Raw genomic sequence first — 21,793 nt, 5'->3', positions numbered from 1 at the left:
AGCGGATCAGTAGCCGCGCCAAATCCAGCCGCCGCCAAAGATTCGGCTGCCTTCAGACGCGTAGAAGACACAGGCCTGACCCGGAGAAATGCCCTCCTCGGGCGTCAGCAGCTCGACTTCGGCGGTGGTGTCTGACAGGGGGCGAACGATCGCCTCGCGCGGTGGGCGAGTGGACCGGACCTTGACCTTCAGATGCCATTCCTCGCGCGACGTGAACGGCTCATCCCCAAGCCAGTTGATTTCGCGCACGGGTACTGTACGGGTTGCCAGCATTTCCTTGGGGCCGACAACCACCTGCTTCTTGTCCACGTCCAGCTTGACGACATAAAGCGGTTCGCTCAGGCCGCCAATGCCAAGCCCGCGCCGTTGGCCAATCGTATAGTGGATTACGCCGTTATGCTGTGCCAGCACACGACCGTCGGCATGGACGATCTCGCCGGGTTCAGCCGCACCGGGGCGCAGTTTTTCGATCACGCTGGCATAGTTGCCATTGGGCACGAAACAGATGTCCTGACTATCGGGTTTGTCGGCCACGGCCAGCCCGTATTGCGCCGCCATCTCGCGCGTCGCGTCTTTCGAGGGCAGGTGGCCCAGCGGAAACCGCAGGAAATCCAACTGATCGGGCGTCGTCGAGAACAGGAAATAAGACTGATCGCGGTTCGCATCCTCGGCGCTGTGCAATTCCGGGCCGTTCGGGCCCATCTTGCGCTGAATATAGTGACCGGTGGCCATGCAGTCAGCCTCAAGGTCCTTGGCGGTTTCCAGCAGGTCCTTGAACTTTACCCGCTCATTGCAGCGGATGCAGGGCACCGGGGTGGCGCCCGCCAGATAGCTGTCGGCAAACTCGTCGATCACCGCGTCCTTAAAGATGTTCTCATAGTCCAGAACGTAGTGCGGAAAGCCGCGTTCTTCCGCTACGCGCCGCGCATCGTGAATGTCGATCCCTGCACAGCACGCGCCTTTCTTAGCCAGCGCCGCACCATGGTCATACAACTGCAGCGTCACACCCACGACGTCATAGCCCTGATCGGCCAGATGTGCCGCCACAACAGAACTGTCCACACCGCCGGACATGGCCACAACCACCCGCGTTTCCGACGGGGGTTTAGCAATGCCAAGCGAGTTCAGCGGTGTCTCGGTATCGAGGGCCATGACGATTCCAGTGCGGATTAAGAAAGACCGGCAGAATATAGGAAAATTCTACACACTCTCAAGGGGTGGTTTCACCCAGCGTTAAGTACGCTGGCTTCAGCTTTGTCGCAGCAGAAAAGGTTATGAAGATGTATTTTCACAAAGTTGAAGGTCCGCGTTCTGTAACCCTGCCGGATGGCACGATTTTGTCGCGCGCAGACCTTCCTCCTGCGGACACGACACGATGGGTGGCGTCGCGAAAAATCGTTGTGGTTCGCGGCGTACTTTACGGCCTGATCACGCTGTCTGACGCAAAGTCACGGTATGGGTTGAGCGATGAGGAGTTCAATTCCTGGGTCTCGGCCGTTGCGGAGCATGGAAAAGACGCCCTGAAAGTGACGGCTTTAAAAAAATATCGACAACCTAAAGATGAAAGTGAATAAGTGATTCAACGGTAACGTCAGGTTAACCATTTTTGAGCAGGCTTAACCTAATTGGTACGTTGAACCGAATTGGAGCAGTAAATGCGTATACTTCTTGTCGAGGATGATCCCACTACGTCGAAAAGCATCGAATTGATGTTGACCCACGCCAACCTCAATGTCTATGCGACCGACCTCGGCGAGGAGGGTATCGATCTAGCAAAACTTTATGATTACGACCTGATCCTTCTGGACCTGAACCTGCCTGATATGAATGGGCACGAAGTATTACGTCAATTGCGCATTGCGCGGGTTGAAACCCCGATCCTGATCCTGTCTGGCGCTGACGACACCGAAAGCAAAATCAAAGGTTTCGGTTTTGGTGCTGACGACTACATGACCAAACCTTTCCACCGTGAAGAACTGGTTGCACGTATTCACGCAATCATTCGCCGATCAAAGGGCCATTCCCAATCCGTGATCCACACGGGCCGCGTCGCGGTGAACCTGGATGCCAAAACGGTTGAAGTCGAAGGCAAAGCCGTGCACCTGACCGGCAAGGAATACCAGATGCTAGAACTGTTGAGTTTGCGCAAAGGCACGACGTTGACCAAGGAGATGTTCTTGAATCACCTCTATGGCGGCATGGACGAACCCGAACTCAAGATCATCGACGTCTTTATCTGCAAGCTCCGCAAGAAACTCAGCAACGCGACGGGCGGTGAAAACTATATCGAGACAGTTTGGGGCAGGGGATACGTCCTGCGAGACCCACAAAGTAACAGAATGGTCGACAGGCGGGTGGCGGTCGGTGCGTAACCCGGATTTTGAAATCTGGCCGTTGGTTCAGAGCGATACCTTCAGTCTGTGAACGGCACGTCTGGACGTGAGAATAACCTCGCCCTATCACTGAGTTCCAAGATTACGTGACAGGGCGAGGGCATGAGCGATTCAACACCAGTATCCGAGCTGACAGAAGCACAGGCCCGATCCGAGCTTGCACGGCTGGCCCCGCTGATTTTACAGGCCAACACACTGTACCACTCGGAAGACGCACCCGAGATTTCGGACGCCGAGTACGACAGCCTCAAACAGCGAAACGCTGAGATTGAACGCCGCTTTCCGCACCTGAAAAGAACGGACAGCCCATCCGACCAGGTAGGTGCCCGACCTTCTGACGGGTTTTCTAAGGTCTCCCACGCCGTCCGAATGATGTCTCTTGGAAATGCGTTCAGCGAAGAAGATGTCGTCGATTTTGACCGCTCAGTTCGCAAATATTTGGGTTTGTCGGATACGCAGCCGCTGTCCTTTACTGCGGAGCCAAAAATAGATGGTCTGTCTCTATCGCTCCGATACGAAAAGGGAATTTTGGTTCAGGCAGCGACCCGAGGGGATGGAGAGGTCGGCGAAAACGTGACAGCAAATGCGCGTACGATTTCCGATATTCCCCAGAGCGTATCAGATGCTCCCGATATTCTTGAGGTCCGGGGCGAAGTTTACATGTCTCACAAGGATTTTGAGGACCTGAATGCACGTCAGGAGGCTTTGGGTGACAAACTTTTTGCCAACCCACGCAACGCGGCTGCCGGATCTCTCAGGCAACTGGATTCGGCAATCACCCAGTCGCGCCCGCTCAGGTTTTTTGCCTATGCATGGGGCGAATTGTCCGATCCTTTGGCCGACACGCAAATGGGCGCAATTGAACGATTGGCAGGTTTCGGGTTTTCGACCAATCCACTGACCGCCGTTTGTGACACCAAGGACCAGATCCTGAACCACTACCGAAGTATCGAAGCGCAGCGCGCAACGCTTGGGTATGATATTGATGGCGTCGTTTACAAAGTAAACGACCTGTCTTTGCAATCTCGGCTTGGATTCAGGTCCACGACACCCAGATGGGCAATTGCTCATAAGTTCCCAGCAGAACTCGCATGGACCCGGCTTGAGGCGATCGACATTCAGGTTGGCCGAACAGGGGCGCTTAGCCCGGTCGCGCGCCTGCATCCGGTAACGGTCGGCGGTGTCGTCGTATCGAATGCGACGCTCCACAACGAAGACTACATCGTCGGGCGCGACGCCAAGGGTGGGATCATCCGGGACGGCAAGGATTTTCGCATCGGCGACTGGGTTCAGGTTTACCGAGCAGGTGATGTCATTCCCAAACTTGCGGATGTCGACATTTCGAAACGCCCGACTGACGCAGAACCTTATGTGTTCCCAACGACTTGCCCAGAATGCCAAAGCGACGCGGTTCGCGAGGAAGGCGACGCCGTAAGGCGCTGTACAGGAGGCATAATCTGCCCGGCCCAAGCCGTTGAGAAGCTGAAGCACTTTGTCTCGCGTAAGGCATTCGACATCGAAGGTCTGGGTGCCAAACAAATTGAGATGTTTTATGACGACCCGGACCTTCCGGTCAGAACCCCGGTTGATATCTTCACCCTGCAAACCCGCGACGCCGCTAACTTAAACAAGCTGGCGAACCGCAAGGGCTGGGGCGCGCAAAGCGCTGGTAACCTGTGGGCTGCGATTGATGAAAAGCGGGACATACCGTTCGGACGTCTTTTGTTTGCGCTGGGCATCCGCCACATGGGCGAAGCCGCGTCAAACCTGATCGCCAACCATTATGGGTCCTGGGACGAGTTCGAAGAAGCCATCACCGCCGCCGCGGATTTTGTCGGTCCTGAGTGGGAAGAATTGCTGGCCATTGACGGGATCGGAGAGATCATGGCCCGCGCATTAGTTTCAGCATTTGCCCAAAATGCCGAGCGGTCCAGCATCGACGCTCTGGTGGCGCAGTTGGACGTACAGAAAGCAACTAGACCCGACACCTCTGGTAGTCCTGTGGCTGGCAAAACGGTTGTCTTCACCGGCACACTGGAAAAAATGACCCGCGCCGAAGCCAAGGCACGGGCCGAATCCCTGGGTGCGAAAGTATCCGGCTCGGTCAGTAAGAAAACCGATTTGCTCGTGGCTGGACCGGGCGCTGGATCAAAGGCAAAAAAGGCGGCGGAATTGGGTATCCAAACGCTGGACGAAGACGGCTGGCTGACCTTGATCGGCGCGTCATGAGCGGAAGGCCCGAAGTCCTGTTCCCACTGTTTGCCGGGCTAGAAACACTGGAAGGAGTGGGTCCCAAGACCGCGCAAACCATGGTGCAGGCCGGGGTTGAAACACCCCGAGATGTGCTTTTCGGTTTGCCTTATGCAGTGATAGATCGACGTAAAAGGGATACGATCCAGGGCGCTGATCTCCCGACAACCTTGACGGTTGAGGTGACGGTGGGACCGCATAGACCGCCGCGCAATAAGGGTGGTGCCTATCGTGTTCACGTCGAGGATTCGCAGGCAGATTTCCAATTGGTTTTCTTCCATGCACGCGGAGATTACTTGAAAAAGGTTCTGCCCGAAGGATCGCGACGGGTGATATCGGGCAAACTAGAGCTGTTCGACGGCATGGCCCAGATGGTTCACCCCGATTATATGCTTCCGTTGGAAAACGCCTGCGACATACCGGAGTTTGAACCGGTCTATCACCTGACTCAGGGGATAACGCAAAAGACGGCTTACAAAGCAGCTCGTAGCGCATTGTCCCATGCGCCTGAACTGGCTGAATGGATTGATCCGGCGCAAGTCACCAAACAAGAGTGGCCTGACTGGGCGACCGCAGTCAAAGCGGCCCACAACCCGCAAGGCGCGGATGATGTCGCAAGCCATGCCCCTGCAAGACAACGCTTGGCTTATGATGAGTTGTTCGCTCATCAGATGACCCTCGCTTTGGCCCGGCAACGGGAACGAAAGGCGAGGGGCGTTGTCAGTGTTGGAACAGGCGCGCTTCAATCCAAGGTTCTGGCGAGCCTTCCGTACAAGCCAACTGGTGCGCAGATGCGGGCGATTGATCAGATCGCTGCGGATATGGCCTCGGACGCGCGGATGAATCGTCTGTTGCAGGGGGATGTCGGTGCCGGCAAGACGCTGGTGGCATTCATGGCGCTGCTGGTCGCGGTCGAGGCCGGAGGGCAGGGCGTGATGATGGCTCCGACCGAGATACTTGCCCGTCAACATCTTGAAGGGCTGCGCCCCCTTGCCGAAGAGGCCGGAATTGTTCTGGAGATACTGACAGGACGCGATAAAGGGGGCGAACGGCGCAACAAATTGGATGCATTAAAAAAGGGTGACATTCAAATTCTGGTCGGAACCCATGCGGTCTTCCAAAATGACGTAGAATTTTGCGACTTGCGACTGGCGATCGTGGATGAACAGCACCGATTTGGTGTTCGGCAAAGGATGGAACTGTCCGAAAAAGGGCGTGGAGCCGATGTATTGGTGATGACGGCAACGCCAATCCCGCGCAGTCTGGCTTTGGCCCAATATGGCGATATGGACGTGTCCGTTCTGGATGAAAAGCCTCCGGGCCGCAAACCCATCAAGACGGCTGTTGTCAGCACAGACCGTATGGAAGAAGTGATCACTCACCTGCGACGGGCGATAGACGAGGGGCGGCAATGCTATTGGGTGTGCCCGCTGGTTGACGAGTCCGAAGTATCGGACCTCACAGCCGCTGAAGAGCGTTTCAAGCGGTTGCGAGCAATTCTCGGGGATAACGTGGTGGGTTTGGTGCATGGCCAAATGCCACCGGCAGACAAAGACGCCGCCATGAAAGCGTTTCAGGAAGGTCAGACCAAGGTTCTGGTCGCAACCACTGTTATCGAAGTCGGCGTAAACGTTCCCAACGCCACCATCATGGTCATTGAGCGCGCCGAGATCTTCGGTTTGGCGCAATTACACCAACTGCGAGGCCGTGTCGGTCGTGGAGTAGCGGATTCGACCTGCTTGTTGATGTACCAACCCCCGCTGAGTGAGGGCGGGCGCAAACGTCTGGAAGTATTGCGTGAAACCGAGGATGGATTTCGGATATCCGAAACAGATCTGCAGATGCGCGGCGCCGGAGACCTTATTGGGACGGCCCAATCCGGGTTGCCCAAATTTCGGATCGCTGATCTTGAGCGGCAAGCCGGTCTGATGGCCATCGCGCAAACGGATGCCAGAGCTTTCCTAGCGAAAGACCCAAAACTAAGCTCGGACAGGGGGCAAGCGGTGCGTGTTCTTCTGTGGCTGATGAAGCAGGATCAGGCGATCCGTTTGATTTCAGTTGGTTAGAGAAAAATTTACCGTTAGTTCACAAATGTTCTCAAAAAGTTCTTTACCGACTCAATGAAATGTGAGAACAAAAGGTCAACAAAGGATTAAAGCTCTGACCGGAGGTGACCCATGTTGACCCAGATAAAGACCGCCATCACCCGCTCGCAATCTACGCTTTTGCAGGATGCAGCCGGTGCCGTTTCTTTGGTGGTTATTCTGATGGTTGCCCTCCACCTGCCCGGAGCGTTCTAACCTTTTCTGCCTGCGATCTCGTGCCGACCAAACCCGCGCTGTCATCCCCATATCAGTCAAGGGTGACCTGCCTGTCCCAATTCCCTTGAAGGGGCCTTGCCTCGGCCCCGTGCGGACCTCCGGACCCACACGAGAAACGCACATCCTGCCGCCGCCCTTTCCGCCCGGAAGGTGCGGCGGTTTTTTTTACAATTGCCCGGTTTTCATAATTTCCAGAATCGCCGACAGAACAGAGTTCACGGCGACAGAGGCCAATATCATCCCCATGACACGGCTTATAATCGCGGCACCAGAATGTCCAATCAGCCGAATGATAGGCTCGGCCAGCAGCATAAGCACAAATGCAATGGCCACGACCGAAATCATGACAAGTGCCGTAATTCCCTGGTCGGCAACGCTGTATCTGTTGTTGTCCGTCAAAATTACGATGGCCAACATAGCACCGGGCGAGGCCAAAGACGGAACCGCCAGCGGAAAAATGGCCGGGTTGTGCTGGTGCATCTGGTCTTTGATATCTTCCTCGGCGGCGCGTTGTTCAGTGTCCTGCTTGCTTTCGCCAAAAATCATGGTCATCGCGAACAGGAACAGAATAATGCCGCCTGCAACCTGAAATGAGTTCAGCCCGATATCCAGCGCCTCAATCAGCAATTGCCCGAAGACTAGAAAGAACAGAAGAATTCCAGCGCTGATAATTGATGCAACCAACGCCATTTTGCGCCTTGCTGCAGCCTCCAGCCCGGCGGTAACGGCAATGAAAACGGGGATCGTGCCGATGGGATCAATCACAACCCAAAGCGTAACGAAATGTTCCAGCAAGTTGTTCAAGTCACAAACTCCCCCTGATTTCGCAGGAGGTTAGACTGAATTGCCGGAAAAAACTATGGTTACGCGCAGTTTGCCTGTTCAGCCTGTTCCATCGCTTCGGCCGTTGCGTCCAAAGCAAGTAGAATCGAAGCATGTCGGTTCTTGTATTCGCGGGCAGGCATCAAAACCTCCAACCCGTCAAACGGGGCGTCAGGGGCAGGGCCATCCTTTTTGAGCATATCGGCCAGTTGATCGCGCGCCGTTTCTATCTGCGCTCTGGTTGCCCCGATAACAGCGCCCCCAACAACGGCGGCCGATGCCTGACCCAAGGCACAGGCTTTCACATCCTGCCCAAATTCCGCAACACGCCCATCCTGAACCTTGACATCAACGGTCACAGTCGATCCGCAAAGAGGCGAGCGTTTCTTCACCGTCGCGTCCGGATTCTCAAGCCGGTCCAAATGGGGAATATCCGAAGCCAGCGCCAGAATTCGGCCAGAGTATAACTTAATCAGGTCATTATCGCCGGACATGGCTTTCCCTCGTTGATTGTTCCTCATACATAGTGAGCATCCACCCGGATGCAAAAGGTTTTTATGATGCAAGCAAGCGCCACATTCGACCCGACCACTTTGAAATATAACGATGCGGGACTTATCCCTGCCATTGCTCAGGACGAAACTTCGGGCGAAGTTCTGATGATGGCGTGGATGAATGCAGAAGCCGTTGAAAAAACGCTGGAAACGGGCCGCGTCACCTATTGGTCGCGTTCACGTCAGTCCTTTTGGATCAAAGGAGAAAGCTCTGGCCACACGCAGGAGTTGGTGGATTTCCGTGTGGATTGTGACCGCGATTGCTTGCTTGTTCTCGTTCATCAGACCGGCCCGGCCTGCCACACAAATCGGCGGAGCTGTTTTTATACTGCCGTTCGGGAAGGTGACGAGATCGAACTAATGTCGCCTATGACATAAACCCACCATCGCCCTTATATCCGCCGGGCTTTGGCCCTCGGCGCGGTACTTTGCGATCGCGCGCGCATCGTCACGTTTTGCTAGTCGTTTGCCGGTGTCATCACGGATCAATTTGTGATGATGGTAAACCGGAGAGGTCAAGCCAAGCAGAGACTGCAACAGAATGTGGATCCGTGTTGCCTCAAACAGATCCTGCCCGCGCACCACGTGGCTAACGCCCTGTTCCGCGTCATCCAATACAACGGACAGGTGGTATGAAGTGCCCATATCCCGCCGGGACAAAACGACGTCACCGATCGTTTCGATCATTTCTTGCCCGCTGAAAGTAATCCACCCGGTTTCACCTTCAGGCCCCACTCCATCTTCTTGAAACCCTGCTGATTCTCCAAACAAATCAACTGTTCGATGCACCGCCGCTTCCATGTCTAATCTCAGCGGTACTGTTCGTGGCATCGGTCCGGTTCTATCCGATTTTTTCCGGCATGTACCCGGGTAGATTATGCCATCAGGCCCAAGCAAAGGGGCACCTTCCTGCGGTGCCCCAACTGCTGCAGCAATATCGCGGCGATTGCACGTACAAGGATAAAGCAAACCATTATTCCAGAGCGTTTCAAGGGCGTGCTCATACACATCCAGCCGCAAAGATTGTCTCATAACCGGCGTAGGCCAAGTAATTCCAAGCCAGTGTAAATCGTCGAAAATCCGGGTTTCCCATTGCGGACGCGAACGTGCGCGGTCGATGTCTTCTATCCTGAGAAGAAATGAACCCTCATGCGACGTGGCCATATCGCAGGCCAAAAGCGCCGAATACGCATGTCCAAGATGCAGGGGGCCCGTCGGAGAGGGCGCAAACCTAGTTACGAATGTCACGACTTTTCAACAATATAGACATCTGATTTGAGGTCCATGCCCGGCAGATGAGGGCCATGCTCACGAAACAGCAGGCGCGTCGCCCCCATGTCCAGCCAATCGTTCAGCCGACAGGTATAGGTGTGATCTGCAAGTGTGTGATCATTGAATGAAAATGCCAGAAGACCCCCTTTGGGCAAAGCATTCATCAACAGATCAAATGTCTCGGGCGGGGCGGCGCCGACGCTGATGACACCAATGGCGGCAATCGCCTTGTACGCACCTTGCTGCAAAGGGTTTGGATCGGACAGATCGAACGTCGACAACCGTCTGTAAACCCCCTTGGCCTCGGCGCCTTCTAACATCTTTGGTGAAGGGTCTACGCCGTCGATGACCCTGAATCCAACCGAGTGCAGCGCCTCGCCGGACAAACCAGTGCCACAGCCATAGTCCAGAACAGGCGTCTGAGCTTCGGGCATATGCGACCAAAGCGCCTCGGCAACGCGACCGGGAGTGACATAGCCATGGGCAGCCACTTCGGAATCGTATGACGACGCCCATTTCTGATAGTGCGCGCGCGTGGCTTCGGGTGTGTCCAGCCCATACGCATCTTTTAGGTAATCGTCGTTCATGCCCGTATGTTAGGCCGCTGACACGGGCTGCGTCCAGTCAGCAATGTGACAGCCACTTGGACCACTCGACCTTGGCACGGTCTGTGTAGGCCTTGTAACGGTCTTTCCGCCCTCGGCGGCCCCCTTTGAGGCCATCAACAGGACGAAACAGGCCGAAATTTACGTTCATGGGCTGAAACGTCTTTGCTTCGGCCCCGCCTGTAATGTGGTGAATCAAGGCACCCATGGCGCTGTCCTGCGGGACCGTCGGCATATCCTGCCCAAGGATTTCCGCGGCGGCCAGACGCCCCGCCAGCAATCCCATGGCCGCGCTTTCCACATAACCCTCAACACCAGTGATTTGCCCGGCAAATCGAATGTTGGGCTTGGACTTCAACCGCATTTGCGAATCCAAAAGCGTGGGCGAATTGATGAAAGTGTTCCGGTGGATACCGCCCAGACGCGCGAAGCTTGCATTTTCCAGACCAGGGATCATCCGGAACACCTCAGTCTGAGCGCCGTATTTCATCTTGGTCTGAAAGCCTACGATGTTGAACAACGTACCAAGCGCGTTGTCACGCCTAAGCTGAACAACCGCATGGGGTTTCACATCAGGCTGATGCGGGTTGGTAAGGCCGACTGGTTTCATAGGGCCATGTCGGAGAGTCTCGCGCCCGCGTTCAGACATAACCTCAATCGGCAGGCAGCCGTCGAAATAGCCAGCAGTTTCGCCTTCGTGAAACTCGGTCTTTTCGGCGGCCAACAGCGCATCAATGAACGCCTCATACTGTTCCCGATCCATTGGACAATTCAAATAGGCGGTCCGCTCTTCCTCGGTCTCGCCTTTGTCGTATCGCGATTGCATCCACGCTTTGCTCATGTCGATGCTGTCTGCATAGACGATTGGTGCAATCGCGTCGAAAAACGCCAACGAGTCCGCTCCGGTTTCCGCGCGGATCGAATCTCCGAGGGCTGTCGAAGTCAAAGGCCCCGTCGCAAAGATCCATTTGCCATCATCGGGCAGGGCGGTCACTTCCTCTTCCGAGATCTGCACACGGTCATGCGACTTGAGCTTTGCGGTCACGGCCTCGGCAAACGGGTCGCGATCCACGGCAAGCGCACCACCGGCTGGCAAGCGGTGTGCATCAGCCGTGGTCATGATCAAACCGTTTGCCGCGCGCATTTCCCAATGCAGCAGCCCAACCGCGTTCTGCTCGTCATCGTCCGATCGGAACGAGTTCGAGCACACCATCTCGGCCAGGTTACCGGTTTGATGCGCAAAGGTGCCAACTTTGGGCCGCATTTCGTGGATGACCACGTCAACGCCCATTTCCGCTGCTTGCCAAGCTGCTTCGGACCCGGCCATGCCGCCGCCCACGATATGCAATGTCTGTGTCATGTGCTGCCACATAGGGCAGAGCGCACGCCAACGCAAACGACTGTTGATCAGGGGAAAGAAAAAGGGGAGGTTTTTTGGGATCGCCGCTGCGGGAATGTCAACGCCAGTGAGAGAAACCAGCTCGGAGGGACCTTCCGCCCACGGCGACCCAAAAGTTTAAGCAAGGCCTTAGCCTTGTCTCAGCATTGCCACAGTGTCGCCCTTTTGAAAAGTCCAAAAATACGAACAGTGGCGAAAAAGGTTTAATATCGTCGCCTTATTGATCCCAATTTGGCGGCCTTTTTTCGATAAATGCAGATATTCCTTCTTCGGTATCCCGATGCAGCATATTTTGTGCCATTACCTCACCCGTATAGGCATAGGCTTGTTCGATCGGCATATCCAACTGCTGATAGAAGGCCTGCTTCCCGATTTTCACCGCTGATCCAAGCTTGGTCGCCAGTTGATCTGCCAGCGCCTGTGTCTCGTGCTCCAGCAGCATTTCTGGTGCCACGCGATTGACCAGACCCAGTTCAGACGCCCGTTCCGCCGAGATGAAGTCGCCTGTTGTCAGCATTTCGAAAGCACGCTTTCGCGGGATATTGCGGCTGAGGGCCACCATCGGCGTTGAACAAAACAAACCGATATTCACACCGTTGACACCAAACCGCGTCCCTTCGGCAGCAACCGCCAGATCGCAACTGGCAACCAATTGGCAGCCCGCTGCCGTCGCAATCCCATGTACCTGTGCAATAACAGGCTGAGGAAGAGATTGGATCGACAGCATCATTCGGGTGCATTGGGCGAACAAATCCAGAAAATAGGCCTTTCCGCCATCTTCAGCCTGACGACCAGCGGTCATCTGCTTTAGATCGTGGCCAGCGCAAAACCCTTTCCCGGCCCCGGAAAGGATAACGACGCGAATTGAACTGTCCTCTCGAAGCGCATCAAATTCCGCCTGCAGAGCGGCCAGCATCTCCTCGCTGAGGGCATTCAGGCGATCCGGCGCGTTCATCTTCAGCCTGGCAACGGCACCTGTGTCGCCACGTTCCAGAATTCCCATCTTGCCCTCCGATCTGATGTGAGGCCAACTCTAGGTCGGCAATTCGAGGAGGGGAAGTATGTCGTTGGTTTTGAACCGCGAAGAGCTGTCGGATTACATGGCGCAGGTGTTTCCGCAGGTACAGGATGACTTTGTCGTTGAAGACGTGACAAAAGATACGATTGTCATGCGACTGGTCGTCGGGGACAGGCACCTGAGGCCGGGCGGAACCGTATCGGGGCCCTCGATGTTCGGCTTGGCCGACGTCTGCGTTTACGCACTCATCCTTGCGCGAAAGGGGCGATTGTCCCTTGCGGTTACAACAGGATGCTCGATGGATTTCATGCGCAAACCAGATGGAGACAAGGACATGATTGCCCGTTGCAGGTTGCTAAAGCTTGGAAGGACTTTGGCGGTCGGGGATGTGCTTATGTATTCGGTAGGTTCGGACAAGCCGGTTGCCCGGGCCACAATGACGTATTCACTTCCGCCGGAAGGGTCTTCTGCCGAATCTTTTGGATAAAAAATGGCCGGGCGAGCCCGGCCAAGGAAGAGGTCCCTTATGGGACTGGGGAAAACCTATCCGTGCCAGAACGGACGATTGATCTCGCGGTCTGCCTGATGGCGGGTCAGCCCGACATCACGCAGCATCCGATCATCCAGTTTTGACAAATTGACCCTGCTGCGGCGTTGACGTTCCCACTTGGTGACAGTCGCCGCAAACCGCACGGCCAGCGCAGCGATCAAAGGCAGCCGAGGGCTGTCGTTCAGCAGCAAAAGGGCGGGGGTGTGCATTGCGCGTGTCATAGTGGGTATCCTTTCAATTGTATTGACACAAACGTAATATGTTCGGTATGTGTGATTGATACATTTCCAATTGTGTCGAAATCAAAGGAAGAATTGTAATGGATACAATTTGGCCGGAGTCACTGCCAAAATCCAAAGGCCCCAAGTATACATTGGTGGCCGACACAATTCGAAAAGCCATTGATAACAAGTTACTGGACGTCGGAGCCAAGCTTCCACCGGTCCGTGAATTGGCGTATCGGTTACAAATCACGCCCGGGACCGTTGCACGAGCATACACGATTCTGACTGATGAGGGATTGTTACAAGCCGAAGTTGGGCGTGGTACATTCGTGGCCCCTCCGAAATCACCGATTCTGGACGATGTCTGGGCGCGGCAGTTGCATCTGCGGGACGACAAATACAATGCCAATGTCAGTTTGTTCAGCCCGCGTTTGGCAGATGTGGGGCAGGTGACCCTTATCCGGGAATGCCTTAACAAGGTTTCGCAGGCAGATCCGGGGCTGTTCCTGAACTATCCGACCCGCGACGCCTATCAACCCGTACGACAAACTGTGGTCGAATGGTTGTCGGACCTGCCGTTGGGGGCGCTGTCACATGACGACATTGTACTGACACATGGCGGCCAGAACGGGCTTTGCCTTGTGTTTCAAACTATCTTGCGTGGCCCTAAACCTGTCGTTCTGGTCGAAGACCTTTCCTATGCTGGGTTTCGGCGCGCGGGAGAGTTGATGCGTGCCGAAGTCGTCGGCGTGAAAATGGACAAGTGGGGAATTGATCCCCAAGCCATGGAACAAGTTTTGCGCCAAACCGCCGCGCAGGCCGTTTGTGTTTCGCCCGAGGTGCAGAATCCAACCGGCGCTCATGCTCCGCTGGAGCGGCGCAAGGAAATCGTGGAAGTCGCCCGCCGCTTTGATCTGCAAATCATCGAAGACGACTGCTATCGCATGGGCGATGCCCGCGAACCCAGCTACCGCGCACTAGCACCGGAACGCGGGTGGCATGTGTCGTCAATCTCAAAAACGCTGACACCGGCATTGCGGGTTGGCTTTGCGATCGCGCCGCGGGAACGAAGTGTCGATCTGCGTCGATCTGCGGAATACGGGTATTTTGGCCTTGCACAGCCTCTGGCGGAATTGACTCGGTTACTGTTGTCAGACCCAAGAACCCGACGGATCGCAAAGGATGTGCGCCTGAAAATGGGCGAATACGTGCGCGTGACTGTCAACGCTCTTGGCGGTTTCGACCTGAGCTGGGCGCCGGATGTGCCATTTGTCTGGCTGAATTTGCCATCAGGCTGGCGCGCGGCCGCATTCAGCCGCGCTGCCGAGCGGGAAGGCATACAACTGAGGTCGGCCGACGAGTTCGCATTGCGCGACGGTCGCGCCCCAAACGCGGTGCGCATTGCAATGAACGGCCATGTCTCTCTGGAACGGTTTGAAGAGGCAATGCAGCGGCTGAGATCCCTGTTGGACAATCCACCCGAGCAAATCAGCGTTTAATCATGGGGTAAAATAATACCTATTTTTCAAATCGTTGTTATTAAACAATTTTATTAGACTTAACGTTGTTGACGTGCACCACGCACCCCTCTAAATACGCTCCATCGAATTCGGGCCGCTCTGTCTTGGGGCGGTCTTTCACATCAAACAGGACTATCCTGCCATGAAAACCTTTTCTGCAACACCTGCAGACATCGACAAGAAATGGATCCTGATCGACGCCGAAGGCGTTGTTCTGGGTCGTCTTGCCTCGATCGTCGCCATGCGCCTGCGTGGCAAGCACAAAGCGTCGTTCACACCCAACATGGACATGGGCGACAACGTCATCGTGATCAACGCTGACAAAATCCAGATGACCGGCAAGAAGCGCGAAGAGAACTTCTACTGGCACACGGGTCACCCGGGCGGCATTAAATCCCGCACCAAGCAGCAGATCCTCGAGGGTGCACACCCCGAGCGCGTCGTGACCCAAGCGGTCAAGCGCATGCTGCCGGGCAACCGTCTGGCGCGTCAGCAGATGACCAACCTGCGCGTTTATGCCGGTGCCGAGCACCCTCATGAGGCGCAAGCGCCCGAAGTTCTGGACGTTAAGTCCATGAACAAGAAAAACACCCGGAGCTAATGACCGATGGCTGATCAGATCAATACTCTCGAAGAGCTGAGCGCCGTCGCAGGCGTTGAAACCGTGGCCGAAGAAGTCATCGCACGTGAGCCCGTGCGTGACGAGCTGGGCCGCTCCTACGCCACCGGCAAGCGTAAAGACGCTGTTGCCCGCGTTTGGATCAAGCCGGGTTCCGGCAAGGTCACCGTCAACGGCAAAGACCAGGACAAGTACTTCGCTCGTCCCGTTCTGCAGCTGATCCTGCGCCAGCCTTTCCAGGTTGCCGGTGTAGAAGGTGAGTTCGACGTTGTTGCAACCGTCAAAGGCGGTGGCCTGACCGGTCAAGCCGGCGCGGTCAAGCACGGCATCTCGAAAGCACTGCAACTCTATGATCCGTCGCTGCGTGGCGCACTGAAAGCCGCTGGCTTCCTGACCCGCGACAGCCGCGTTGTGGAACGTAAGAAATACGGTAAGCGCAAAGCGCGTCGTTCGTTCCAGTTCTCGAAGCGTTAATCGCTGCGGATATCGAATTGGAAAGGGCTCGCGTCTGCGAGCCCTTTTTCTTTGGAACGGTTATTCTTCGTAGACTTTTTTCCAGACGCCGTTGTCAACAACACTGACATAGACGGTATCCGCACCCTGGTGATCGTCGGGACCGTAGGTGATCTCATTCCCAACCAACTCATCTGTGTAGTTCAACGACTCCATCGCGGCGATAAAGCTGTCATGCGTCAGATCGGGCCCTGCGGCTTCCAGCGCTTTGACCATCATTTCAGCCGCTGCGTAGCCAAGCATCGAAAATCCTACAGGGTCTTCACCGGTTGCGGCTTTGTATTCCTCGATAAAGGCGGCCGGGGCAGGTTCCTCCGCACGCGCCCACAGGTCCTGCCACGAGGCGGCGGCATAAAACCCGTCGGTCACTCCGCCAGGTACCTGAGCGACCACGGTCAGGAAACTGGCCGACGTTCCGAGGAATTTCATATCCTCCAAGCCCATCTTCTTGGCTGTTCCGACGACCGTGATCACCTGACGGACCCCCAAGGCCATCGTTACAATGTCGCAGCCTTCTTCCTTGAGCTTGCTCAGCGATCCCACAAAATCGGTTTCATCAGGCTTGTGCGTTGTTTCAGCGGCGAATTCAATTCCGGCTTCTTCGGCACCGGCCTTGCTGCCTTCAAGAATTTCTTCGCCGAAATCCGTGGGCAGGTACATCGTGCACACCTTTTGCGACCCGAACTGGTCGGCGATGTATTTCACACCCACACGGCTTTGGTCATAGTAAGTCGAGAAGGACGTGAATTTGTTCTTCATCGGCTCTTGCAACATCTGACGCGCGGCGGTCAAAGGGGCAACGTTTGGAATACCTTTTGGATCCAACAGCTTGAACCCTGCAAGGTTCATAGGTGTGCCCAATGATTGCATCATCGCAAAGACCTTGTCCCGGTTCAGCAACTTGTTATAGCCCTGCATCGCGCGCGGCATCTGATAACCGTTGTCTTCAACGACAAACCGGATCGTGCGCCCGTGCACGCCACCTTCGGCATTCACGCGATCAAACACCACGTTGGCCCCCTTGGTGGACGGCACACCAACCGCAGCGAAAATACCGCTCAGATCATTGACCGATCCGATGACGATCTCATCATCTGTCACGCCCTGAGTTTGCGCGCTGGCGAATGTCGCCGAAGCGGTCAGCGCAGTGGCTGCAGCCATCCCTTTGATCAGAGTCCTCATATTTTTCCTCCCTTTGGGTAATCCCTTGTCTATTTGTACATGTCTTCAATAAGGTGCCCGTGTTTCTTTTCGACAAAGCTGCGCTTAAGTTTCATGGTCGCAGTAAGTTCATCGTCATCTGCTGTCAGCAAAACGTCGATTAGACGAAAATCCTTGATCTGTTCTACGCGCGCGAACTCTTTGTTGACCTCTGCAACTTCTGACGCGATCTGATCCTTCACATCGACTGCTGCACACAAAGATGCAAAGTTAGAGAACGGAATTTTTCGATCCTGCGCGAACTTCTCGACGTTTTCCTGATCTATCATAATCAGCGCGGTCAGGAACTTTCGCTTGTCACCGATCACCACTGCGTCCGAAATATAGTGGCTGAATTTCAGTCGGCTTTCGATCTCGGCCGGGGTGATGTTCTTGCCGCCTGCGGTAATGATGATGTCCTTTAACCGGCCTGTGATGGAAACGTAGCCTTCCTTGTCAATCTGCCCCATGTCACCGGTTTTCAGCCAGCCATCGGCCGTGAATGTCTCGGCGGTTTTTGCGTTATTACGCCAATATCCCTGAAAGACGTTCAGCCCCTTGATTTGAATCTCACCTTCATCTGAGATGCGAACATCATTGCCGGGAACCGGTTTGCCAATCGTGCCGATCTTATTGTCCTCGATGGTATTCAGCGTCGCCAAGCCAGAGGTCTCCGTCATACCGAATCCTTCGACCAACGGCACACCAATGGCCCAATACCACTTGAGCAGATCGGTCGAGATCGGAGCGGCCCCACTACCGCCCCGCCGCATTTTGTCCATGCCGAGCATTCGGCGAAGGTTGCGCAGCACAAGGCGGTCCCACAGCCAGAATTTTGCAGCCACACCCGCAGGCACGGGTTGGCCAGACAGAATGTACTCTGCCCGGGCAAGCCCCGCCTTCAACGCCATCCCAAAAGCGGCACGACCAGCAGGGGTTGCATCCTGCGTCATGATCTGGACCTGAGAATATATTTTCTCCCAAACGCGCGGAACCGCGGTGAAGGTTGAAGGAGAAACCTCTTGCAGGTTCGAAAAGACAGTCTCGGGGCTTTCTGCGAAATTAACCACGCACTTAGCAGCCAATGGGAAATACACGGACACATCCCGTTCCAGGATGTGGCACAGCGGCAAGAAACACAGTTGCTCATCCGTTTCATGGGTCGGCAGAGAATTGGTGCCACACTCGATTGCCGCCAGAACATTTTCATGACTCAGCATTGCCCCCTTGGGGGCGCCCGTCGTACCCGATGTATAGACCAGCAGCGCCGTGTCCTGCGGTGATGCCAAGGCGATTTCGGCCTCGAACCGATCGGGTTCTTCGGCCTCGGCCTGACGCCCGATGTCGTATAGGGCGTCGATCATCATACAACGGTCGTGGTCCAGATCGTGCAGGCCCTCATCCTCAAGGATGATGACGTTCAACAGGCCGGGAACTTCGGTTTCAATTTCAAGGAATTTGTCCAGTTGCTCTTCATTCTCGACCACCAGAAACCGGCTATCGCTGTCATTCACCAAGTATTTCAATTGATTGGCGGAATCAGTCGTGTAGACCCCCGAAGCGATCCCGCCCACGCATTGAATTCCCATATCGAACCAGGCCCATTCCTTGCGGTCCTCGGACAGGATCGAGACAACCTCACCCCTTTGCAAACCCAGCTTTCGCAGGGCCAACCCGATCCACTTTGCGTGTTGCCAGTAATCTGCCCAGGAATAGGCTTTCCAGATGCCGAAGTCCTTTTCCCGATGCGCCGTGCGCGTTCCCAGATCGGCACAGCGTTTTTGGAATAGCTGGCTGATGGTCTGGCATTCGTCCACCAGAACGGGGCGTTGTCCGGGGGTGGCGTTGAATTGCACGCCGTTGATCTTGGTCTGAGGGGGCAGGGTGCTGATATTCATTCAACTCACCTCCAAGTCTTTCTGCGTTTCCAGCGGCGGTTTTCCCGCGCGCCTTCTTCCTGAACGCCCAAATAAAAATTCTGGATGTCTTCGGATTTCATCAAGACATCTGCGTCGCCATCCATCACGATGCGCCCGACCTCCATCACGTACCCATGATGCGCTAGCTCCAGCGCAGCGTTGGCGTTCTGCTCGACCAGCATCATGGTCATGTTCTGCTCGTCATTAAGGCGTTTTAGGATGCCGAAAATCTCCTGCACCAGTAGGGGCGACAGCCCTAGTGAGGGCTCGTCCAACAGCATGATCTTCGGGTTCGCCATCAGCCCACGCCCGATTGCCAGCATCTGTTGCTGTCCGCCCGACAGGGTTCCGGCCTCTTGATTGCGGCGCTCTTTGAGGATCGGGAAGTACGAAAACACCAGCTCGCGGTCATGGTCGATCTGTCCCTTATCCGTCGCCGTATAGGCCCCGAGGCTGAGGTTTTCATCGACCGTCAGAAGCGGAAACACTTCGCGTCCTTCGGGGACATGGACGATGCCTTTTTGCACGACCTTATGCGGCTCTGATCCTTGGATTTCGTCGCCGTCAAAGGTGATCTTGCCCTTTTCTGGGTCCATAACGCCTGACACGGTTTTCATCAGCGTCGTCTTGCCTGCACCGTTCGCGCCCAGGATCGACACGATCTGCCCGGGATGTACGTCCAGCGACACGCCGCGAATGGCCATGATCGGGCCATAGAAGCTTTCGATATTGCGAATGGTCAGGATCGGCGCGCTCATGAGGCTTTCCCCAGATAGGCTTCGACCACCGCCGGATGGGACTGCACTTGCGCCGGTGTCCCCAGCGCCAGCATCGAGCCATCGGCCATTGCCAACACCCGGTCAGACACGCCCGAGACCAGCCCCATGTCATGTTCCACCATCAGTACCGTGATCCCCATCTGCCGCCGGATATCGTCGATCCACCAGCGCATATCCGTTGTTTCCTCGACCGACAGGCCCGAGGCCGGTTCGTCCAGCAACAGCAGCTTGGGATCGGTGGCCAATGCGCGGGCTACCTCGACCACTTTGCGCACTCCGTAGGGCAGGCCCGAGATCATCTTGTCGCGATAGGCCTGCAGATCGAGGAAGTCGATGATCTCCTCGACCTTTTCGCGGTTTTCCAGTTCTTGCCGCCGAGCCGAAGGCAGGAACAGCACCTCGGACAGCAGGTTGGTTTTGCGGTGCCGATGCCGCCCGACCAGCAGGTTCTGCAACACAGTCGCATGTTCGAACAATTCGATATTCTGAAACGTCCGCGCCACGCCATACGCCGCCACGCCCGAGGGCTTGACCTGCAGCAGATCATACCCGTCAAAACGGATCGACCCGGCAAACGGATCGTAGAACCGCGAAATCAGGTTAAACACGGTCGACTTGCCCGCGCCGTTAGGGCCAACGATGGCAAAGACTTCGCCTTCCTCAACCGCAAAGGACAGGTCATTCACCGCCGTCAGGCCACCGAATTTCAGGGTCACGTTCTGGAACTCAAGCAAGCTCATCTCAGGCGCTCCGTCTTGAGGTAAGATTTCTGACGTTTGAACATGTCTTGGCGGTAGAAGGGGAACAGTTCGAACCATGTGCGGATTTTCAGCCATCGGCCATACATGCCCATCGGTTCGAACAAGATGAAGGCGATCAGAATCATGCCGAAGATGCCGAACTCAAGCCCTGGAATAGCAACGGTATTGCCGCCGAACAGAGCGCCCACATATTCCTTTGAGATCGACAGGAATTGCGGAAGGAACCCGATAACAACAGCACCCAGAAATGCGCCGTGGATCGACCCCAGCCCACCAATCACGATCATCATCAGCAGTTGAATCGAGATTACAACGCTGAAGGTTTCATTGTTGAACGCGCTCGAGAACATCCCCATCAGCGCACCCGCCCATCCAGTGACGGCGCAGGATAGCGCGAATGAGATCATCTTGGTCCGCGCGATATCAACACCCATCGCCTGCGCTGAAACTTCAGAGTCGCGCACCGCGATAAAGCTGCGCCCCAAAGGTGCACGCAGCAGATTGATATAGCCCAGCGTGACCAGAACCGTAACGCCCAAGACCAGCCAGAAGAATTGAACCGGGGTACCCCAACGGTCGATCGTCAGGCCAAAGATATCGACGCCTCCGATGAACTTACCGCCGACACCGCCCGTAAGAGGCTCGGCCAGTACGATCACGTCATCCATCAGAATCGACAGTGCCATGGTGAAGATCGCGAGGTAAATGCCGTGCAACCGCAGGGCAGGGATGGCGACCGTCACGCCCGCGATGCCGGTTAGGACACCGGCCAACGGGAAAGCGATCAGGAAGGGTACTCCGGCCTCGAGCAGGATGACATTGGCATAGCAGCCAAAAGCTAGAAACGCCGCGTGGCCCAGACTAACTTGCCCGGTGTGGCCCGTTAGCACCATCAGGCCTAGACCGGCGATGGCCCAGATCAGGACGTTCGTCAGCTCACCCAGATAAAAGTCGTCCAACCACCACGGGGCCGCCGCCACCACTGCCAGCAGAGCAAGGTAAAGGCCAAGCTGAAAGCCGTCTTTCCAAGGCCGGATATCCTGCATGTAATTGGTTTTGAAAACAATCCGCATA

At 55.7% G+C, this 21,793-nt stretch carries 23 protein-coding genes; 10 read left to right on the top strand and 13 right to left on the bottom strand.

The annotated features are described in order from the left end of the window. Positions 1-6: 6 nt before the first annotated feature. Complete coding sequence (gene mnmA / locus GOV87_RS08870) at positions 7-1,152, bottom strand: tRNA 2-thiouridine(34) synthase MnmA (RefSeq protein WP_171211518.1); 1,146 nt, start codon at positions 1,150-1,152, stop codon at positions 7-9. Between the two features lie 128 nt (positions 1,153-1,280). Here mnmA and GOV87_RS08865 point away from each other — a divergent pair, with 128 nt between their 5' ends. The 5 genes from GOV87_RS08865 to GOV87_RS20550 all read left to right on the top strand — a co-directional run bounded on the left by GOV87_RS08865 (position 1,281) and on the right by GOV87_RS20550 (position 6,943). After that, positions 1,281-1,574, top strand: coding sequence for a DUF1153 domain-containing protein (locus GOV87_RS08865; RefSeq protein ID WP_171211517.1), 294 nt, complete (start codon positions 1,281-1,283; stop codon positions 1,572-1,574). Positions 1,575-1,655: 81 nt separating this feature from the next. Continuing rightward, the gene (gene ctrA, locus GOV87_RS08860) at positions 1,656-2,372 is read left to right on the top strand and encodes a response regulator transcription factor CtrA (protein ID WP_171121395.1); all 717 of its coding nucleotides are present in this window, start codon (positions 1,656-1,658) and stop codon (positions 2,370-2,372) included. A gap of 123 nt (positions 2,373-2,495) precedes the next feature. Further along, the gene (gene ligA, locus GOV87_RS08855) at positions 2,496-4,622 is read left to right on the top strand and encodes an NAD-dependent DNA ligase LigA (RefSeq protein ID WP_171211516.1); all 2,127 of its coding nucleotides are present in this window, start codon (positions 2,496-2,498) and stop codon (positions 4,620-4,622) included. Beyond that, positions 4,619-6,709, top strand: coding sequence for an ATP-dependent DNA helicase RecG (gene recG / locus GOV87_RS08850; RefSeq protein WP_171211515.1), 2,091 nt, complete (start codon positions 4,619-4,621; stop codon positions 6,707-6,709). Before ligA ends, recG begins: the two co-directional genes overlap by 4 nt. 111 nt (positions 6,710-6,820) lie before the next feature. After that, positions 6,821-6,943, top strand: coding sequence for a hypothetical protein (locus tag GOV87_RS20550; protein WP_256367685.1), 123 nt, complete (start codon positions 6,821-6,823; stop codon positions 6,941-6,943). Between the two features lie 186 nt (positions 6,944-7,129). On the opposite strand, the gene GOV87_RS08845 is transcribed toward GOV87_RS20550, so the two are convergent. Next, complete coding sequence (locus GOV87_RS08845) at positions 7,130-7,768, bottom strand: MarC family protein (RefSeq protein ID WP_171211514.1); 639 nt, start codon at positions 7,766-7,768, stop codon at positions 7,130-7,132. Positions 7,769-7,827: 59 nt separating this feature from the next. Next, positions 7,828-8,280, bottom strand: coding sequence for an iron-sulfur cluster assembly scaffold protein (locus tag GOV87_RS08840; RefSeq protein WP_171121399.1), 453 nt, complete (start codon positions 8,278-8,280; stop codon positions 7,828-7,830). Between the two features lie 48 nt (positions 8,281-8,328). On the opposite strand from GOV87_RS08840, the gene hisI reads away from it, so the two are divergent. Next, positions 8,329-8,718 carry a phosphoribosyl-AMP cyclohydrolase gene (hisI, locus tag GOV87_RS08835; RefSeq protein WP_171121400.1) on the top strand — a complete coding sequence of 130 codons (390 nt, stop codon included), beginning with the start codon at positions 8,329-8,331 and terminating at the stop codon, positions 8,716-8,718. Here hisI and gluQRS read toward each other — a convergent pair. The 4 genes from gluQRS to GOV87_RS08815 form a co-directional block, all read right to left on the bottom strand. Then, positions 8,698-9,588 (bottom strand): tRNA glutamyl-Q(34) synthetase GluQRS, encoded by an 891-nt coding sequence (gluQRS, locus tag GOV87_RS08830; protein ID WP_171211513.1) that lies wholly within the window; start codon positions 9,586-9,588, stop codon positions 8,698-8,700. The two genes, hisI and gluQRS, sit on opposite strands and share 21 nt — an antisense overlap. Continuing rightward, complete coding sequence (locus GOV87_RS08825; RefSeq protein WP_171125102.1) at positions 9,585-10,199, bottom strand: class I SAM-dependent methyltransferase; 615 nt, start codon at positions 10,197-10,199, stop codon at positions 9,585-9,587. The genes gluQRS and GOV87_RS08825 overlap by 4 nt, the downstream gene beginning before the upstream one ends. Positions 10,200-10,236: 37 nt before the next feature. Beyond that, a complete protein-coding gene (gene trmFO / locus GOV87_RS08820; RefSeq protein ID WP_171125100.1) occupies positions 10,237-11,577 on the bottom strand; it encodes a methylenetetrahydrofolate--tRNA-(uracil(54)-C(5))-methyltransferase (FADH(2)-oxidizing) TrmFO in 1,341 nt (446 codons plus the stop codon). Positions 11,578-11,833: 256 nt separating this feature from the next. Beyond that, positions 11,834-12,619, bottom strand: coding sequence for an enoyl-CoA hydratase (locus GOV87_RS08815; RefSeq protein ID WP_171211512.1), 786 nt, complete (start codon positions 12,617-12,619; stop codon positions 11,834-11,836). 58 nt (positions 12,620-12,677) lie between these two features. Between GOV87_RS08815 and GOV87_RS08810 the strand changes: the two genes are divergently transcribed. Beyond that, a complete protein-coding gene (locus GOV87_RS08810; RefSeq protein WP_171211511.1) occupies positions 12,678-13,121 on the top strand; it encodes a PaaI family thioesterase in 444 nt (147 codons plus the stop codon). A 56-nt stretch (positions 13,122-13,177) separates the two neighbouring features. Here the strand turns inward: GOV87_RS08810 and GOV87_RS08805 are convergent, their stop codons facing one another. Continuing rightward, on the bottom strand, positions 13,178-13,405 hold the full coding sequence (locus GOV87_RS08805; protein WP_171121406.1) for a DUF1127 domain-containing protein: 228 nt from the start codon (positions 13,403-13,405) through the stop codon (positions 13,178-13,180). A 98-nt stretch (positions 13,406-13,503) separates the two neighbouring features. On the opposite strand from GOV87_RS08805, the gene GOV87_RS08800 reads away from it, so the two are divergent. The 3 genes from GOV87_RS08800 (at position 13,504) to rpsI (ending at position 16,021) form a co-directional block, all read left to right on the top strand. Further along, complete coding sequence (locus GOV87_RS08800) at positions 13,504-14,907, top strand: PLP-dependent aminotransferase family protein (protein ID WP_171211510.1); 1,404 nt, start codon at positions 13,504-13,506, stop codon at positions 14,905-14,907. Between the two features lie 163 nt (positions 14,908-15,070). Continuing rightward, positions 15,071-15,529 (top strand): 50S ribosomal protein L13, encoded by a 459-nt coding sequence (rplM, locus tag GOV87_RS08795; RefSeq protein ID WP_039536983.1) that lies wholly within the window; start codon positions 15,071-15,073, stop codon positions 15,527-15,529. A 6-nt stretch (positions 15,530-15,535) separates the two neighbouring features. After that, a complete protein-coding gene (gene rpsI, locus GOV87_RS08790; RefSeq protein WP_170388395.1) occupies positions 15,536-16,021 on the top strand; it encodes a 30S ribosomal protein S9 in 486 nt (161 codons plus the stop codon). Between the two features lie 60 nt (positions 16,022-16,081). On the opposite strand, the gene GOV87_RS08785 is transcribed toward rpsI, so the two are convergent. Genes GOV87_RS08785 through GOV87_RS08765 form a run of 5 tightly spaced genes read right to left on the bottom strand, consistent with a single transcriptional unit; the run spans position 16,082 to position 21,792 of the window. Beyond that, entirely contained in the window at positions 16,082-17,242 is a 1,161-nt protein-coding gene (locus GOV87_RS08785) for an ABC transporter substrate-binding protein (RefSeq protein WP_171211509.1), read from the bottom strand. Between the two features lie 29 nt (positions 17,243-17,271). Continuing rightward, positions 17,272-19,158 carry a long-chain fatty acid--CoA ligase gene (locus GOV87_RS08780; RefSeq protein WP_171211508.1) on the bottom strand — a complete coding sequence of 629 codons (1,887 nt, stop codon included), beginning with the start codon at positions 19,156-19,158 and terminating at the stop codon, positions 17,272-17,274. Between the two features lie 5 nt (positions 19,159-19,163). Next, positions 19,164-19,937 carry an ABC transporter ATP-binding protein gene (locus GOV87_RS08775; RefSeq protein WP_171211507.1) on the bottom strand — a complete coding sequence of 258 codons (774 nt, stop codon included), beginning with the start codon at positions 19,935-19,937 and terminating at the stop codon, positions 19,164-19,166. Next, complete coding sequence (locus tag GOV87_RS08770) at positions 19,934-20,698, bottom strand: ABC transporter ATP-binding protein (RefSeq protein WP_171211506.1); 765 nt, start codon at positions 20,696-20,698, stop codon at positions 19,934-19,936. Before GOV87_RS08770 ends, GOV87_RS08775 begins: the two co-directional genes overlap by 4 nt. Then, the gene (locus tag GOV87_RS08765) at positions 20,695-21,792 is read right to left on the bottom strand and encodes a branched-chain amino acid ABC transporter permease (protein WP_171211505.1); all 1,098 of its coding nucleotides are present in this window, start codon (positions 21,790-21,792) and stop codon (positions 20,695-20,697) included. The genes GOV87_RS08770 and GOV87_RS08765 overlap by 4 nt, the downstream gene beginning before the upstream one ends. Position 21,793 lies beyond the last annotated feature (1 nt).

The sequence above is a fragment of the Ruegeria sp. HKCCA5426 genome, assembly GCF_013034585.1.
Classification (GTDB): Bacteria; Pseudomonadota; Alphaproteobacteria; order Rhodobacterales; family Rhodobacteraceae; genus Ruegeria.
This window is presented reverse-complemented; position numbering and strand designations above follow the sequence as displayed.

Coding starts and splice junctions, on each gene's coding strand:
- mnmA (WP_171211518.1), bottom strand. CDS start 1,152: ATGGCCCTCGATACCGAGACACCGCTGAACTCGCTTGGCATTGCTAAA.
- GOV87_RS08865 (WP_171211517.1), top strand. CDS start 1,281: ATGTATTTTCACAAAGTTGAAGGTCCGCGTTCTGTAACCCTGCCGGAT.
- ctrA (WP_171121395.1), top strand. CDS start 1,656: ATGCGTATACTTCTTGTCGAGGATGATCCCACTACGTCGAAAAGCATC.
- ligA (WP_171211516.1), top strand. CDS start 2,496: ATGAGCGATTCAACACCAGTATCCGAGCTGACAGAAGCACAGGCCCGA.
- recG (WP_171211515.1), top strand. CDS start 4,619: ATGAGCGGAAGGCCCGAAGTCCTGTTCCCACTGTTTGCCGGGCTAGAA.
- GOV87_RS20550 (WP_256367685.1), top strand. CDS start 6,821: ATGTTGACCCAGATAAAGACCGCCATCACCCGCTCGCAATCTACGCTT.
- GOV87_RS08840 (WP_171121399.1), bottom strand. CDS start 8,280: ATGTCCGGCGATAATGACCTGATTAAGTTATACTCTGGCCGAATTCTG.
- hisI (WP_171121400.1), top strand. CDS start 8,329: ATGCAAAAGGTTTTTATGATGCAAGCAAGCGCCACATTCGACCCGACC.
- GOV87_RS08825 (WP_171125102.1), bottom strand. CDS start 10,199: ATGAACGACGATTACCTAAAAGATGCGTATGGGCTGGACACACCCGAA.
- trmFO (WP_171125100.1), bottom strand. CDS start 11,577: ATGACACAGACATTGCATATCGTGGGCGGCGGCATGGCCGGGTCCGAA.
- GOV87_RS08815 (WP_171211512.1), bottom strand. CDS start 12,619: ATGGGAATTCTGGAACGTGGCGACACAGGTGCCGTTGCCAGGCTGAAG.
- GOV87_RS08810 (WP_171211511.1), top strand. CDS start 12,678: ATGTCGTTGGTTTTGAACCGCGAAGAGCTGTCGGATTACATGGCGCAG.
- GOV87_RS08805 (WP_171121406.1), bottom strand. CDS start 13,405: ATGACACGCGCAATGCACACCCCCGCCCTTTTGCTGCTGAACGACAGC.
- GOV87_RS08800 (WP_171211510.1), top strand. CDS start 13,504: ATGGATACAATTTGGCCGGAGTCACTGCCAAAATCCAAAGGCCCCAAG.
- rplM (WP_039536983.1), top strand. CDS start 15,071: ATGAAAACCTTTTCTGCAACACCTGCAGACATCGACAAGAAATGGATC.
- rpsI (WP_170388395.1), top strand. CDS start 15,536: ATGGCTGATCAGATCAATACTCTCGAAGAGCTGAGCGCCGTCGCAGGC.
- GOV87_RS08785 (WP_171211509.1), bottom strand. CDS start 17,242: ATGAGGACTCTGATCAAAGGGATGGCTGCAGCCACTGCGCTGACCGCT.
- GOV87_RS08780 (WP_171211508.1), bottom strand. CDS start 19,158: ATGAATATCAGCACCCTGCCCCCTCAGACCAAGATCAACGGCGTGCAA.
- GOV87_RS08775 (WP_171211507.1), bottom strand. CDS start 19,937: ATGAGCGCGCCGATCCTGACCATTCGCAATATCGAAAGCTTCTATGGC.
- GOV87_RS08770 (WP_171211506.1), bottom strand. CDS start 20,698: ATGAGCTTGCTTGAGTTCCAGAACGTGACCCTGAAATTCGGTGGCCTG.
- GOV87_RS08765 (WP_171211505.1), bottom strand. CDS start 21,792: ATGCGGATTGTTTTCAAAACCAATTACATGCAGGATATCCGGCCTTGG.